Consider the following 15123-nt stretch of genomic DNA (forward strand, 5'->3'; position numbering starts at 1 on the left):
CACCTGCTGCGTTCCGTGTCCTCACCACCCCTCGAAGGGCTCCTGCGATGACCACGCCTGGCACGCCGTCCGTCCCCTCCGCTGCGCCCGCCCCGGTCTCGGACGGGCCGCGGCTGCGCCCGCTCGCCCTCACCGTCGCGGTCCTCGCGACGGCCGATGTGCTGGTCTCGATCGTGCGCTCGCCGTCGCTCCTGCCGACGGGGGCGTCGGAGGTGGCCGAGCTCGCCGTGCAGGCGTTCGTGCTCGCGAGCACCGTGGTCTCCGTGCTGCTGGCCATCGCCGTGATCCTGCTGGTGCAGCGCGCGACCTCGCGCGATGGCCGCACCCCGCTCCCCGCCCTGCTCGCCCTGGGCCTGCTGACCCTCGCGCTGCTGCTGGATCCGCTGTGGACCGCGTTCTCGGCATTCCTCGTCCCGACCTTCGGGTCGGTGGGGGGATCGAGCACCTCCGTGCAGCTCCTCGCCCTGGGGACGCACGGCCTCGACCTCCTGTGCACCCTGGCCCTGGGTCTGCTCGCACTGCTGCTGGGGATCCGGGGGACGGCGGCGCCGAGGACCGGCCGCGCCCACGCCCGTCCGCTGCACCTCGCCCTCGCGCTGTGCATCCTGGCCGTCGTGGCCGCGGTGCTCCTGCCCGTGAACCTGGTCAGCGGCCGGTTCCTCATCTCCGGCTCCTCGGTGGTCGCTGCCCTCGCTGCGGTCCCGGGGCTGCTGGCCGGTATCGCCCACGTGCTCCTGGTCCCGATCGGCGGGCTCCTCATCGCGCGGACCATGGGAGCCTCTCGGTGGCTGACCTGGGCGGTGCTGGCTGCGCTGTGGACGAGCGCCATCGCGGCGAACCTCTTCATCCGGCTGCTGATCGTGCAGCTCACCCTCGGCGCCGGCCCCGAGGTGTTCTCGCTGTGGAACGGGCTGTCCGTCGCGGTGCAGGTGATCGCCGCGCTCGCGATCCTGGTGCTCGCGGTCCTGGTGCTGGTGCGGGTGCGTCGCCCCCGGCAGGCCGGTGTCGAGGCCGGGCCCACCGCCTGAGAGCGACCGGTCGGATCCACTAGGATCCACGCAGCGCCGGGACGCGGGGAGCAGACCGCCCACGGCCCGTCGACACCTGCCCTGCGGAAGGGGATCACGATCAGCTCGCCCAGTGATCCGCCGCGCTCCCGTCACGGGAGCCACCCGCCCCGACCGGCCGACGAGGAGGGGCGCCCCGCCTCCGCGGCCGAGGCCTGGGAGCAGCCGGCGACCCCGCCGCTCGCCGACGCGCTCGAGGACTGGACCCAGGAGCCGGACCCCGCCCCCGCACCGGAGGCCGCTCCCGAACCCGCCGCGCCCCGCGCGCTGCGGTACGGCCGGGGTCGGACCTGACCAGCTGGCTCACCGGCCCGCTGCCCTCGCAGACCTCGTCCCTGGGGGACTGGGTGCAGGGTCCCGTCGAGCTGCACGCCGAGCGCGAGGCGGAGGACGCCTGGTCCACCTCCGGCTCCGTCTCCGGCACCTGGGGCCTGCGCGGTGAGGAGCTCCGCTCCCGCAGCCCGGAGCCCGTGGCCGGCACCGCCGCGGATCCGTCGGCCGCCGAGCCGCAGCGCTCCCGCCCCGCCTTCCGCCGCGAGCTGCACGGCCTGCGGGCGGTGGCACTGGGCCTGGTCGCCGTCTACCACATCTGGCTCGGCCGGGTCTCCGGCGGCGTGGACGTCTTCCTGTTCCTCTCCGCCTTCTTCCTCACCGGCACCTTCGTACGCCGCCTCGAAGGGGGCCGGCCGCTGGGGATCCCGCGCTACTGGCTGCACACCTTCAAGCGGCTGATGCCCCCTGCCGCGGTGACGATCCTGCTGGTCCTGGCCGGGACCGCCGCCTTCCTGCCCTCCTCGATGTGGCAGGTGATCATGCAGGAGGCGGTGGCTTCGGCCCTCTACCTGCAGAATCTGCTGCTGGTGCTGCTGCAGGTCGACTACCACGCCCGTGATGCGAGCGGCTCCTCCCCGCTGCAGCACTTCTGGTCCCTCAGCGTGCAGGGGCAGGCGTTCGTGGTGTGGCCGCTGCTGTTCCTGCTGGTGGCGCGGCGGGCCCGGGCCGGGAGGTCGGTGCGGCGCCCCCTCATCGCCCTGGTCGCGGTGATCGGTGCGGCGTCCCTGACCTGGTCGATCGTCTCCACCCAGTCCCAGCAGCAGATCGCCTACTTCGACACCGCCGCCCGGATGTGGGAGTTCGCCGCCGGGTCCCTGCTGGCGCTCGTCCTGCCGGTGCTGGACCGGCTCACCGGTGCCCGCCGCCCGGAGGAGGGTGCTCCCCCGCGCCTGCGCACCGCGCGCGCCCTCACCGGCTGGGCCGGCATCGCCGCACTGCTGGCCTGCGGGATCCTGGTGGATGTCTCGGCGCTCTTCCCCGGGTGGATCGCGCTCTGGCCGCTCGCCGCCGCGGGCGCGGTGGTCATCGCCGGGCACTCCGGCACCCGGTGGGGGGTGGATTCGGTGCTGTCCACGCGCCCCGCCGCGTTCATCGGCGACATCTCCTACGCCCTCTACCTGGTGCACTGGCCGATCCTGGTGATCTGGCTGCACCACAGCGGGCAGGCGCGCGCCGGGCTGGCGGACGGCCTGGCCGTGCTGGCCGGTTCGGTGCTGCTGGCCTGGCTGGTGACTCGGGCGGTGGACTCCCCGGTGCGCCGCTCACGCTGGCTCGAGGCACGCCCCTGGCGGGCGCTGACCGCGATCGCGCTGAGCTTCGCCCTGGTGGCCGGCGCGGCAGGCGGCTGGTGGACGGTCCTGCACCGCACCGCGGCACAGCCCCCGGTGGCGGCGGGGCCGAGCCTGGCGACCGATGAGGTCGCCACCATCGCCCCGCCCGATATCCGTCCCTACGGCTGGCAGCTGGGGTCCCAGTGGCCCGACCTGCCCGAGCGCTGCGGCGGCCCCTGGAAGCCGGAGCGGAGCTTCCGCCACGTGAACTGCCAGCAGCTGCTGCCGGGCGATGCCGACGCTTCCGAGACCATCGTGGTGGTGGGAAGCTCCCACGCCCGCCAGTTCATCCCTGCGCTCATCCCCTGGGCGGAGGAGAACGACCTGCAGATCGTGAACCTCTCGATGGACGGGTGCGGCTACCTCGCCGGCACCGAGCGGTACCCGTACTGCGCGGGCTACGACGACTACGTCCTGGAATATCTGGAGGCGGTCCAGCCCTCGACCGTGCTGACCACGGTGACCCTCACCGATGCCGACAGCCCTGCGGAGACTCTCCCCGAGGGCACGGAGGGGGCGATCCAGAAGCTGCTGGACCGCGGCATCGACGTGCTCGCCGTCCGCGACACCCCCCGCTGGGAGGTGGACCAGTACCAGTGCGCGGAGGCGGTGATCGATGACGGCGGCACCCCGGCCGAGGCGGACGACGCCTGCGGGGCCGATGTCGAGGACAAGCTGGCCCCCGCGAACCCGGCCGCTCCGCTCGCCGCGCTCGACGGTCCGGACGCTGCGGTGACCCTGCTCGATCTCACACCGCAGATCTGTCCCGCCGAACGCTGCTCCCCGGTGCTCGGCGAGGTCTACGTCTACATGGATGACAACCATATGACCAGGCTCTTCGTCGAGGAGACGCTGGCTGCAGCGGTCACGGAGGAGCTCGAGCCGGCGGCCGGCTGATCCGGGCCCGTCCGCGCCCCGGGCCGCTGCGCACCGCGTCCATGGTTCCTGTGCACCGCGACGGCTACGATGTGCCCGTTCCCGGGGCGCTCGCGCCCGCTCGAGCAGGAAGCAGGTGCACACCGCGTGGACATCCTGAGGATCCTCGCGACCCTGGGCGCGGCGCTGCTGGTGCTCGGTGCTCCCGGGCTGCCGTCGGTGCTCGCGCTCCGGCTGCGGCCGCTGACCGCCGTCGCCGCGGCCGTCCCGTTCTCGCTGCTGATGGCCGCGATCGCCGCCGAGGTCGGGCACCTGCTCGGGATCCCCTGGACGATCGTCTCCCCGCTGCTGCTGGGGCTGGCGGTGGGTGCGGCGCTGTGGCTGCCGGGCCGCCGCCGGGCACGGGCGACGCCGGCCGATGACCCCTCGCCCGCACCGAACAAGGAGGCGACGCACCCGGCCACGGGCCTCCTGTCCCGCCGTCGCGGCCGCGCCGGCGCGCTGCTGATCGGCGCGCTGCTCGGCGGTGGCCTGCTGCTGGCGCGGGTGCTGCCGATGATGGGCGGGGTCTTCGCGGTCAACCAGACCTACGACAACGTCTTCCACCTCAATGCGGTGCGCCACATCCTGCGGCTCCAGGACGCGTCCGCCTGGATCGTCGGCGGGATGACCGCCCTGCCGGGCGAGGAGACCTATTACCCCGCGGCCTGGCACCAGCTGGTCAGTCTCGTCGTGCAGATCTCCGGCCAGGGGATCCCGCTGGCCTCCAACGTGGTGATGCTGCTGCTGGCCGCCGTGGTGTGGCCGGTGGGGCTGATGGTCCTGATGCGCACCTGCACCACGGCCGGGCCGGTGGGATGGATCGCCGCGGGCACGCTGGCCGGTGTCACCGGGGCGTTCCCGGTGGCGCTGATGTACTGGGGCATCGTGCTGCCGTACTTCCTCTCCATGACGATGATGCCGCTGGTGGTGGTCGTGGTGGCCCATCTGGCGGGGCTGGCTCCGCGCTCCGGGCAGCAGCTGAGCGGCGTCCAGCTCGCCGTGCTGCTGCCGGTGATCTGCGGGGCCGTGACGCTCGCCCATCCGCAGGGGGTGTTCGTGGGCATGGTGCTGGGACTGCCGATCCTGGTCTGGGGGACTCTGGCCCGGGCTCGTGAACGGTTCTCCCCCTCCGCCGTGCCGGGCCACCGCCTGTGGCCGCTCACGGTGCTCACGGTCGTGGCGCTGGCCGGCTCGGCGATGATCTGGCTGCGGTTCCGGCCCCCGGAGTCCTCTGCGGTCTGGGAGCCGAACGCCTCGCGGAAGGAGGCGATCGGGCAGGCGATCTCGCTGGCCCCCAACGCCACCCCCACCTCCATCCCGCTGGGCCTGGTGATGCTGGGCTGCGCTGTCGCGGTGCTGCTGCTGTCCCGTTCCCGCTGGCTGCTGGCCCCCTGGCTCGCGGCCGCGGCGATGTCCGCTCTGACCCGCAGCACCCCGGTGGGCGATCTGCGATACCTCCTGTTCGGCAACTGGTACACGGACAACAACCGGACCACGGCCATCATCGCCGTCGCCGCGATCCCGGTGCTGGCCCTCGGCATCGAGAGCCTCCAGCGCTGGGCGGGGCACCATCGGCCAGCGCTCTCCGGGCCCCCGGGGCAGGTGGCCGCGGCGGCGGTCGCCGTGTCGGTGCTGGCGCTGGGGATGCTCTCCCCCGGGGCCCGCGTCAACCAGTGGTTCTTCGAGTCGGCCTGGCAGACCAGCGGGCTGCTCTCCGCCGACGAGCGCGCGCTGCTCGAACAGCTGCCCGAGGTGGTCCCCGAGGATGCGGTGATCGCCACCAACGCCTGGAACGGCAGCTCGCTCGCCTATGCCATCTCCGATCGGCCGGTGCTCAACACCTATATGGGCTTCCAGGCGGAGCCCGAGGTGCACCTGCTCAATGCCGAGCTCGACGAGGCCCGCACGAACCCCGAGGTCTGCGACGCCGCCGAGGAGCTGAACGTCGAATACGCCCTGGACTTCGGCCCGCAGGAGATCCATGGACGCTCCGCCAGCTACACCGGCCTCAACGAGATCTCCGAGACCGGCGCCGCCGAGGTGGTGCTGCAGGTGGGCGAGGCGAAGCTGCTGCGCATGCTCCCCTGCCGCGGCACCGATGGTTCAATGAACCCGTGACTCCCCACTCTGCCGCCGCACCGTCCGCCCGCGCCCGGGCCACCACCCTCGACCTGGGCGACTTCGTCTCCGCCTCCCCCTCCTCCTTCCACGCGGTGCAGGAGGCCGCCCGCCGGCTGCGCGCGGCCGGCTTCTCCCCGCTGCAGGAATCCGCCGACTGGGCGGCGGCGGATGTCGCCGGGGCCCGGTACGTGATCCGCGACGGGGCGCTGATCGCCTGGGTCACCCCGGAGGGGGCCGACGCCACGACGCCGTGGCGGATCGTCGGCTCCCACACGGACTCCCCCGCGCTGAAGCTGAAGCCGAATCCCGAGCTGGGCCGCGAGAACCTCTCGCAGGTGGGGGTCGAGGTCTACGGCGGGCCGCTGCTGAACTCCTGGCTGGACCGCGAGCTGCGTCTGGCCGGGCTGCTCACGCTGCGTGATGGTCGCCGCGCCCTGGTGTCCACGCCGCCGGTGCTGCGGGTGCCGCAGCTCGCGGTCCACCTGGACCGGGCAGTGAACAAGGAGGGCCTGCAGCTCGATCCGCAGCGGCACCTGCAGCCGATCCTGGGGATCGGGGAGGTGGACGTGCGGGAGCTGCTGGCCGCGCATGCCGTGCCGCTGGACGGGACCGGGCACCTGGTCGAGGACAGCGCCGGGACGGATCCGGTCGACCCCGGCGACATCGTCGGCTTCGACGTGCTCACGGTCGACGCCCAGGCGCCGGCGCTGTTCGGTGCGCACGAGGAGTTCCTGGCCTCCGCCCGGCTGGACAACCTCAGCTCCGTGCACGCCGAGGTCCAGGCGCTGATCACGGTCGCTGACGGCGACGGTCTTCCCGCGCCCGCCGGGCCCGAGCCGATCGCCATGATGATCGCCAACGACCACGAGGAGGTGGGCTCGGCCACCCGGTCCGGCGCCGCCGGGCCGTTCCTCGAGGACGTGCTGGTGCGGATGCACGCCGCGCTCGGCGGGGACGAGGCCTCGCGCCGTCGTGCCTTCACCTCCTCGATGGTGCTCTCGGCCGATGCCGGCCATGCCGCCCACCCGAACTACCCCGAGCGCCACGACCCGGTGACCCGTCCGCGACTGGGCGACGGGCCGATGCTGAAGATCAACGCGCAGCAGCGGTACGCGACCGATGCGGTGGGCATCGCGGCCTTCGCGGCGGCCTGCGAGCGCGCCGGGGTGCCGCATCAGCATTTCGTCTCGCACAATGCGATGCCGTGCGGCTCGACGATCGGGCCGCTGACCGCGACCCGGCTGGGGATGACCACGATCGATGTGGGCCTCACCCTGCTGTCGATGCATTCGGCGCGCGAGATGTGCGCGACCGCGGATCCGCTGCTGCTGCAGCAGGCCTGCGCCGCGTTCCTGCGCGGCTGAGGGAGCGCCCCGGACCCGTGACCTCCGCTCCTCCTGCTGTCGGCGCGCCCGCCGCCGCCTCCGACCCGGCCCCCACCACCGGCGCGGGCCGCTTCCGCCCCGAGCTGCACGGCGTGCGCGGCCTCGCGATCGGCCTCGTGGTGCTTTACCACGTCTGGTTCGACCGGGTCTCCGGCGGGGTGGACGTGTTCCTGTTCCTCTCCTCCTTCCTGCTGGTGGGCACGTTCCTGCGGCGCGTGGATGCCGGACGGCCGACGGCACCGGCGGCGTACTGGGGGCGCACCTTCAAGCGGCTGCTGCCGCCCACCGCAGTGGTGGTCCTGGCGACCCTCGCCGGGGTCCGCCTGGTGCTGCCGCCCGAGCGCTGGATGACCGCGATCACCGACGCGATCGGCTCCCTCCTGCACGTGGAGAACTGGGTGCTGATCAGACGGGGCGTGGACTACTACGCCGCGGAGGAGGCCGGGCCCTCCGCCTTCCAGCATTTCTGGTCCCTGTCGATCCAGGGGCAGGTGTTCCTGGCCTGGCCGCTGCTGATCGCGCTCGCGGTGCTCCTCGCGCGCCTGCTGCGCCTCCGTGCCCGTGCCGTGCTCGCGCTCCTCTTCGCCGCGGTGCTGGTGGTGTCCTTCGCCTGGTCGGTCGTCTCGACCGCGTCCCAGCAGGAGGTCGCCTACTTCGACACCCTCGCCCGACTGTGGGAGTTCGCGGCCGGCTCCCTGCTGGGCCTCGCGCTGCCGTGGTGGGAACAGTGGGCGCAAGGGAGAGCCCCACACCGCGCCCGCCGTGGACGACACCGGGCCAGCGGGTCCGCTGCCGGATCGCTCTCGCCGTTCCCCCTGCCCCTCCGCGTGGTCGGGGCCTGGGTGGGGATCCTCGCCCTGGTCTCCTGCGGTCTGCTGGTGGACGTCCAGGGCGCCTTCCCGGGCTGGATCGCCGCCTGGCCGCTCGCGGCGGCCGCACTGGTGCTGATCGCCGGCACGACCGGGCATCCGCTGAGCGTGGACCGGGTTCTCTCGACCCGCCCCGCGGTGGTGCTCGGGGACATCTCCTACGGGCTTTACCTCGTCCACTGGCCGCTGCTGATCCTCTACCTCGCGTGGACGGGGAAGGAGCGCGCCGGACCGTTCGACGGGCTGGCGCTGATCTCGCTCTCCCTGCTCCTGGCCTGGCTGCTGACACGCCTGGTCGACACCCCGGTGCGGCGCTGGCCGTGGGCGAGCGCGAAGCCCTGGCGGGCCGGGGCCGTGGCGCTGACCTGCCTGGTGCTGTCGCTCTCGCCGGTGATCGCCTCCCAGCAGCACCTGCTGGCCGCCGAGCGCGAGGCGGAGGCCCGCGCCGTGGCCGACAATCCCGGCGCCCGGGTGCTGGATCCCGAGTTCACCGTGCATCCCGACGCGGACCCCGATGCCGAGCCGCTGCCGTCCCTCGCCGCTCTCCCCGGCGACTGGGTGCTGGGCGATGGTCTGTGCTCGGGCGATCGGGAGCCTCGGGCCGAGGTCGAGCCGAAGCGGAACTCCTGCGGCGTCGTCGAGGGGGAACCGGGCGGCAAGGTCGTGGTCAGCGTCGGCAGCTCGCGGATGGAGCAGTTCACCGGTGCCCTCATCCCGCTCGCCGAGCAGAACGGCTGGACCCTGATCACGCTCTGGAAGGGCGGCTGCCTCTACGCCCCGGACGCGCAGGTCTCCGAGGAGTGCGATGCCTGGAGCGCGAAGGCGCAAACCTATCTCGAGCGGATCTCCCCCGACGCGGTGGTCGTGCACTCCACCTTCCTGACGCCGGAGCGCGCGGAGGTGATCACTCCGGGCCTGGATGCCACGCTGGCGGACCTCACTGCCACGGGCATCGACGTGATCGCGCTGCGGGACATGCCCCGGATGGACCTGCACCAGGGCACCTGTGTGCGGGAGAAGGGCGCGGACTCTCCCGAGTGCGCGCCCCCGATCCCCGAGGACCTGACCGCCGAGCGGCCCGATGCGGCCCTGCTCGCCGCTCAGACCGAGGGCGTCCACCCGATCGAGATCAACGACCTGGTATGCCCCGAGGGCGTGTGCACCCCGGTGATCGGCAACGTGAGGGTCTCCATCGATCCGGACCACATCTCGGCGACCTACGCCGAGTCGATGCAGGACCAGGTCGACGCGAGGCTCCGCGAGGCGGGCTGGCGGTGGTGAGCGGCGCTCAGCCGGCGGTGCCGGCCTCACCGGCCGCAGCCTGGGCACGCCTCCCGATCGCCCGCACCGCCTCGACGGCCTCGACCGCCCGGGCCACGGCCGGATGGTCGGGTCCGTGCTCGCGCCGCGCGTCCTTGAGCAGCTCCTCGACCTGGTAGTACGAATCGTCGAGGTGCCCGGCCTCCGCTGTGGCCTCGGCCAGCTCGCAGCGCAGCTCGATGGCCTCGGGGCTGAGCGATTCGCCGTGCTCGAGCAGGTCCAGCAGGCGGCGGGTGGCGTCATGGACTCGCTGCTGAGGGGTGCTCATCGGGGGCTCCTGGGGATCTCGCGGGACGGTGACGCGGTGGGGCCCCGATCCTACGTCGGAACCTGCTGCGGGCGCGTCGTCGGCGGCCGCCCGGCGCAGTACTCTGAGCAGGATATGGAGATCAATCCCCTCGAGTCGCGTCTGCGCATGCTGCAGCAGATCGACGGGGTCCAGATGCAGCGCGAGGCGACTCCCGACGAGGAGACCGCCGGCTGTCCCGGCTGCCCGTACTTCTGGACCTGCCCGGTGCCGCATCGCGGCGAAGAGGTCCGCGCCCCGGCGGAGATCGAGGTCGAGGACGTCCAGGAGGCGCTGGGCCCGCGCCGTGCGTACAGCCCGCGCGATGAGTCCGATATCGGCTGGACCGACGTCTGGGTGGACGAGGAGGGTCTCCCGATCGACCCGGAGGACCTGCCCGCCGAGCAGGACAGCGAGGACGAGCAGGTCGCCGCGGACGAGGCCCCCGCTCCCCGCCGCCGGCGCGGCCTGTTCCGCCGCCGCTGAGCTCACGCCCGGTCCGCGGTGACCGCCGTCCGTCCGTGCCCGGTCAGTCGGCCGGAGTCTGCGCTCCCGGCCCGTGGCCGACCGGGCAGCGGTCGCCGCGCAGCGCCACCCGGGCGAGGTCCGAGGCGGAGAGGCGGCTGACGGGCGCGAGCTCGGGTGCGGGCTCGTCCAGCAGCCCCTCGCTGCGCGGCGGCACCGTGCGATCCACCCGCATCCAGCCGGCGGGCATCGGCGCACTGACGTCCTCGTCGGGCTCCTGGGTGCCCGAGGTGAGCTGCTGACCGGCGGAGATGTCGATGCCGAAGATGGTGTGGAAGGCCTCGACGTAGGCATCGGCGAAGCCGGTCTCCGCGAGGTGCCGGGCGCGTTCGGCGGGCTGGTGCATCACCCGGGCGAGGATGCGGCGCACCGAGCGCTCGAGCTGGTCGGCGGTCTCACCGGCGACGTCGCGGCGCAGTCGGTCGATCTCCCCGTCGGCCGCATCGAAGACCTCCCGGCGCAGGGCGGCCATCGCCGGGTCGATCCGGCGCACCTCCTGCTGCAGGCGGAAGGCCTCGACGTTCTCGGCGACGATCGCGCCGGCGGTGCGCAGTGCCGGATCGGCCTGCGCGTCGGTGCCGAGCTTGAGGTCCTGGAGCCCGAGCACGGTGACGCCCTTCAGGTGCCGCACCAGGGGGTGCAGATCCGAGTGCAGCGCGAGGTCGAGCACCACGGTGCGGCCGGCGCTGAGGAACTGCTCGGGGAACAGGGAGGTGCCGCGCCCGGAGCAGGCGAGCACCAGATCGGCCGCGTGCAGGGAGCGCTCGAGGTCGGCCGGTTCGACGACCTGGACGCCGTGGCGCTCCGCGAAGCCGGCGGCCCGGCCCGAGGGGGAGAACACCCGCACGTCGCCCACCCCGCGGCGCGCCAGCTCCGCGAGCCCGAGGCGGGCATAGGCGCCGGTGCCGACGATCAGCACGCTGCGACCGGCGAAGCCGCCGAGCTCGATCTCGGCCCGGTCCACCGCGACGGTGGCGCCGCTGCGCCCGGCCGCGCCGACCGGCGCCTGGGTGGCGACGGACTTCGCACAGCGGAAGCCGTGCTGGAAGAGGTCGTGGAGCATCGAGGTGGTGCGGCCCGCGCGGCGCGCCGTCTCGTAGGACTGCCGCACCTGCCCCGCGATCTCGGCCTCGCCGAGCACCAGGGAGCGCAGCCCGGAGGTGACCTCGTAGAGATGCTGGGGGACGGGGGCATCCATCGCCGCTTCGAAGCAGAGGGAGACCACCTCGCGGTCCAGCCCGCTGGTGCGGGCGACCGCATCGACGACCAGGTCCACCCCCTCGTGGAAGCGGTCGGTGTCGAGGTAGATCTCCAGCCGGTTGCAGGTGCTGACCACGACCTCGCCGGCGATGACGGGGTCGGTGCCCGCGGTGACGCGCTCGTCCCGGATCTCGTCGATGACCGCCGGCAGGGAGTCCGCGCCCCGGGTCAGGGCGTCGAGCACCTCGAGGTCGAGGTGCTCATGGGAGGCACGGAGAGCAGCGAGCATGAGCGCCAGTCTAGGACGGCCCGCAGCCGCTCCGGCCGACTCTCGGAACGCTCTCGGAGTTCATGTGCACAATGGAGCGTCATGACACAGAACCCCACGTCAGAGCCCACTTTTGCCGACAAGGCGTCAGATCGATCGCGACACCTGTCAGCTCCCGGGAACGCCGCAGGCCCCGGGCTCGCCACCACTGCCGCCGCCCCCTCCGCACCCCCCGTCGGCCCCTCCGCCGAGCTGCCCGTCGAGCACCCGGCACAGCGCCCGACGGCCGAGGGCGGGGTGTCCGACGCCTCGGTGCTGCAGGAGCTGCGCGGAGTGAGGAGCCTCACCCCGAGCGTGTGGTTCATGCGACAGGCCGGCCGCTCCCTGCCGGAGTACCGCGCCCTGCGCGAGGGCACCACGATGCTCGACTCCTGCGTGCGTCCCGACATGGCCGCGGAGATCACCGTCCAGCCGGTGCGGCGCCACCGCGTGGATGCCGGCATCTTCTTCTCCGACATCGTGGTCCCGGCCCGCCAGGCGGGGCTCGCGGTCGAGATCCAGCCGGGCGTCGGCCCCGTCTTCGAGCATCCCGTGGCCACCGTCGCCGATATCGACGCCCTTCCCGTGCTCGGCGATGACTACGAGGCGGCGCTCGAGCCGATCCGCGAGGCGGTGCGCCTGACCGTCGCCGAGCTCGGCACCACGCCCCTGATCGGCTTCGCCGGCGCCCCCTTCACCGTGGCCAGCTACATGGTCGAGGGCGGTCCCAGCCGCGACCACCTGCGCACCCGTGCGCTGATGCGCTCCGAACCCGAGGCGTGGGCGCGCCTGGCCGCCTGGGTGGCGGAGCTGTCGGGCCGCTTCCTGCGCGCCCAGGTGCTCGCGGGCGCCTCCGCCGTGCAGCTGTTCGACTCCTGGGTGGGCGCCCTCAGCGCCGAGCAGTACCTCACCCATGTCCAGCCGCACTCCGCGGCGGCCCTCGCCCACGTCGCCGACCTGCCGGTGCCGCGCCTCCACTTCGGCGTCGGCGCCTCCCACCTGCTGCCGCAGATGCACGCCGCCGGGGCCACCGCGATGGGTGTGGACCACCGGCTGCGGCTGGACCAGGCGCTGGAGATGCTGCCGGCCGGCACCCCGGTCCAGGGCAACATCGACCCGGCCGTGCTGTTCACCTCCGAGCAGGCGCGCTTCGCGGAGGCGAGATCGGTGCTGGAGGCCGGGGCCGCTGCGAGCGGCCATGTGGTCAACCTCGGCCACGGCGTCCCCCGACCACCGATCCGCAGGTCCTCACCGATCTGGTGAGCTATCTCCATGAAGTGGCCGGCGCAGAGCAGGACGTCCGCCCGGCATGAGCACCCGTGTCCTCGTGGTCGGCGGCGGCCTGGCCGGGCTGCTGGCCGCCCGCCGCCAGCAGCACGCCGGGCACCGCGTGGTGCTGCTCGAGGCCTCCCGGGCCGTCGGCGGCGCGATCGCCGACACCGTCCTCCCGGACGCCGGCGGTCTCGCACTGAACACCGGCGCCGAGGCGTATGCGACCGGTTCCGGGGCGGTCGACGCACTGGTCGCCGAGCTGGGCCTCGAGCAGCGGATCGTGGCTCCGCGCGAGGGCCTGGGCAGCCGGGTGGTCTCCTCCGCAGGCGTACATCGCGCCCCCGGCGCGAGCCTGCTGGGGATCCCCGCGCATCCGCTCGCAGCCGATGTGCGCACGGTGCTGGGCACGGCCGGGGCGCTGCGCGCGAGCCTCGAGCGGTTCCTGCCCGCCTCGTACGCCGCCCGGCCCGGAGCGACCGTCGCCGAGGTGGTGCGTCGCCGACTGGGCCGGACCGTGCTCGAACGGCTGGTCGCTCCCGTGATCGGCGGGGTGCTCTCCGCCGATCCGGCGACCCTCGAGTTCGCGGCCGCCTCCCCGCAGCTGAGCCGGGGACTGGCCGAGCACGGCTCCCTCACCGCGACGGTGCGGCGGCTGCGGGGGCGCGCCACGGCCAGTGCGGGCACTCGCGTCCACTCCCTGTCCCCCACCATGGCGACGCTCCCTGCAGCACTGCAGGCGCAGATCCTCGCCGCCGGTGGGATCCTGCGCACCGGCATCGAGGTGGTCGGCGTCGAGCGGAGCGGCGACCGGTGGCGGGTCCGCACCGCTCGCGACGAGCACCTGGAGGCGGACCACCTGGTCCTCGCCTGCCCCCCGGATACCGCCCAGGACCTGCTGCGCGAGGCGGCGCCCACGATCGCCCGCGCGATCCCGCAGGCCCCGTCGGCCGCCGTGCGCCTGGTGGCGCTGGTGCTCGACGCCCCCGCGCTGGATCCCCACCCCTGCGGCACGGGCGCGCTGATCGCTCCCGGCACCGCCGGGATCCGGGCGAAGGCCCTCACCCATGCCAGCGCCAAGTGGGAGCACGTGCAGCAGGCGCTGGCCGCGGCCCTGCCCACGGCCGGGAGCCCGCACCTGCTGCGGCTGTCCTACGGGCGCCCGGGAGAGCAGCTGCCGCCCCGCGAGGAGATCGTCGACCTCGCCCTGGCCGACGCCTCCCGCATCCTGGGCATCCCGCTGTCCCGGGCGCAGCTGCTGGCCGCGGAGGTGATCGACTGGGACCGCGCCATGCGCCAGGCCCTGCCCGGTCACCGCGCGGGGCTCGACGCCCTCACCGAGCTGCTCGACCAGCAGCCCCGCCTCGAACTCGTCGGCTCCTGGAGGGCCGGCACCGGCATCGACGCGATCCTCCGCGCCGAGAACACCTATCGGGAAGGAACCTCTTCATGACCAGCACGCCCGCACAGTCGGCGCAGTCCCTCGAGGACATCGCACAGACCACCCGCTATACCAGCTACACCGTGTTCCGTCGGCTCTCGGGCCTGACCGAGGACGGCGAGCTCACCACCGAGCAGATCCGCGACTCCCTGGCCGAGGTCACCCAGCTGGTCGAAACCGCCTCCGAGGGCGGCGTTCAGATCCTGGGCTTCTACGACGTCTCCGGCTTCCGCGCCGAGGCGGATCTGATGCTGTGGCTCGCGGCCGACGAGCCCGTCGCCCTGCAGACCGCGCTGCGCGAGTTCGAGCGCTCCGTGGCAGGGACCTGGCTGCACCGCGAATGGGCGGGCGTGGGCGTGCACCGCGTGGCCGAGTTCGCCAAGAGCCACACCCCCTCGTTCATGGTGCCGGGCACCGCGCGCAAGCAGTGGATCACCGTCTACCCCTTCGTGCGCAGCTACGACTGGTACCTGCTGGCCGATGACGAGCGCAACCGCATGCTGCGCGAGCACGGGATGCTGGGCCGCGACTACCCGCAGGTCAACGCCAACACCGTCGCCGCCTTCGCGCTCGGTGACTACGAGTGGTTGCTCTCCTTCGAGGCGGATGACCTCCACGATCTGGTCGACATGATGCGCCACCTGCGCTACTCCGATGCCCGTCTGCACGTGCGCGACGAGCTGCCCTTCCACGCCGGCCGACGTCTCGAGGATCTCGAGGCCGTCGCCGCCCTGCTCGCCTGAGCCCGGAC

Annotated in this window: 10 protein-coding genes and 1 pseudogene; 9 read left to right on the forward strand and 2 right to left on the reverse strand. The window is 73.4% G+C overall.

Going from position 1 to position 15123, the window contains the following annotated elements:
* Positions 1-47 precede the first annotated feature (47 nt).
* The 5 genes from CFK39_RS05760 (at position 48) to CFK39_RS05780 (ending at position 9305) form a co-directional block, all read left to right on the forward strand.
* Positions 48-1028 (forward strand): hypothetical protein, encoded by a 981-nt coding sequence (locus CFK39_RS05760; protein ID WP_089064661.1) that lies wholly within the window; start codon positions 48-50, stop codon positions 1026-1028.
* 386 nt (positions 1029-1414) lie between these two features.
* Positions 1415-3628 carry an acyltransferase family protein gene (locus CFK39_RS05765; RefSeq protein ID WP_245822938.1) on the forward strand — a complete coding sequence of 738 codons (2214 nt, stop codon included), beginning with the start codon at positions 1415-1417 and terminating at the stop codon, positions 3626-3628.
* 126 nt (positions 3629-3754) lie between these two features.
* Positions 3755-5767, forward strand: coding sequence for a DUF6541 family protein (locus CFK39_RS05770; RefSeq protein ID WP_172805643.1), 2013 nt, complete (start codon positions 3755-3757; stop codon positions 5765-5767).
* Positions 5764-7134 (forward strand): M18 family aminopeptidase, encoded by a 1371-nt coding sequence (locus CFK39_RS05775; protein ID WP_089064663.1) that lies wholly within the window; start codon positions 5764-5766, stop codon positions 7132-7134. Before CFK39_RS05770 ends, CFK39_RS05775 begins: the two co-directional genes overlap by 4 nt.
* A 17-nt stretch (positions 7135-7151) precedes the next feature.
* Entirely contained in the window at positions 7152-9305 is a 2154-nt protein-coding gene (locus CFK39_RS05780) for an acyltransferase family protein (RefSeq protein WP_089064664.1), read from the forward strand.
* Positions 9306-9312: 7 nt separating this feature from the next.
* Here the strand turns inward: CFK39_RS05780 and CFK39_RS05785 are convergent, their stop codons facing one another.
* Positions 9313-9612, reverse strand: a complete 300-nt coding sequence (locus CFK39_RS05785) for a hypothetical protein (protein WP_089064665.1) — start codon at positions 9610-9612, stop codon at positions 9313-9315.
* 114 nt (positions 9613-9726) lie between these two features.
* Between CFK39_RS05785 and CFK39_RS05790 the strand changes: the two genes are divergently transcribed.
* The gene (locus tag CFK39_RS05790) at positions 9727-10116 is read left to right on the forward strand and encodes a hypothetical protein (protein ID WP_089064666.1); all 390 of its coding nucleotides are present in this window, start codon (positions 9727-9729) and stop codon (positions 10114-10116) included.
* 43 nt (positions 10117-10159) lie between these two features.
* Here the strand turns inward: CFK39_RS05790 and CFK39_RS05795 are convergent, their stop codons facing one another.
* Positions 10160-11644 (reverse strand): glutamyl-tRNA reductase, encoded by a 1485-nt coding sequence (locus CFK39_RS05795; protein ID WP_089064667.1) that lies wholly within the window; start codon positions 11642-11644, stop codon positions 10160-10162.
* A gap of 276 nt (positions 11645-11920) precedes the next feature.
* Here CFK39_RS05795 and hemE point away from each other — a divergent pair.
* The 3 genes and pseudogenes from hemE to hemQ all read left to right on the forward strand — a co-directional run bounded on the left by hemE (position 11921) and on the right by hemQ (position 15115).
* Positions 11921-12975 (forward strand): annotated as a pseudogene (hemE, locus tag CFK39_RS05800) (uroporphyrinogen decarboxylase).
* Complete coding sequence (hemG, locus tag CFK39_RS05805; protein WP_089064668.1) at positions 12972-14384, forward strand: protoporphyrinogen oxidase; 1413 nt, start codon at positions 12972-12974, stop codon at positions 14382-14384. The pseudogene hemE and the gene hemG overlap by 4 nt, the downstream one beginning before the upstream one ends.
* Positions 14381-15115 (forward strand): hydrogen peroxide-dependent heme synthase, encoded by a 735-nt coding sequence (gene hemQ / locus CFK39_RS05810; protein WP_089064669.1) that lies wholly within the window; start codon positions 14381-14383, stop codon positions 15113-15115. Before hemG ends, hemQ begins: the two co-directional genes overlap by 4 nt.
* Positions 15116-15123 lie beyond the last annotated feature (8 nt).

Source organism: Brachybacterium avium (assembly GCF_002216795.1).
GTDB lineage: Bacteria > Actinomycetota > Actinomycetes > Actinomycetales > Dermabacteraceae > Brachybacterium > Brachybacterium avium.

Excerpts from the sequence above, each read along its gene's own strand:
- CFK39_RS05790 (WP_089064666.1), top strand. The coding sequence starts at position 9,727 with ATGGAGATCAATCCCCTCGAGTCGCGTCTGCGCATGCTGCAGCAGATC.
- CFK39_RS05760 (WP_089064661.1), top strand. The coding sequence starts at position 48 with ATGACCACGCCTGGCACGCCGTCCGTCCCCTCCGCTGCGCCCGCCCCG.
- CFK39_RS05785 (WP_089064665.1), bottom strand. The coding sequence starts at position 9,612 with ATGAGCACCCCTCAGCAGCGAGTCCATGACGCCACCCGCCGCCTGCTG.
- CFK39_RS05795 (WP_089064667.1), bottom strand. The coding sequence starts at position 11,644 with ATGCTCGCTGCTCTCCGTGCCTCCCATGAGCACCTCGACCTCGAGGTG.
- hemG (WP_089064668.1), top strand. The coding sequence starts at position 12,972 with ATGAGCACCCGTGTCCTCGTGGTCGGCGGCGGCCTGGCCGGGCTGCTG.
- hemQ (WP_089064669.1), top strand. The coding sequence starts at position 14,381 with ATGACCAGCACGCCCGCACAGTCGGCGCAGTCCCTCGAGGACATCGCA.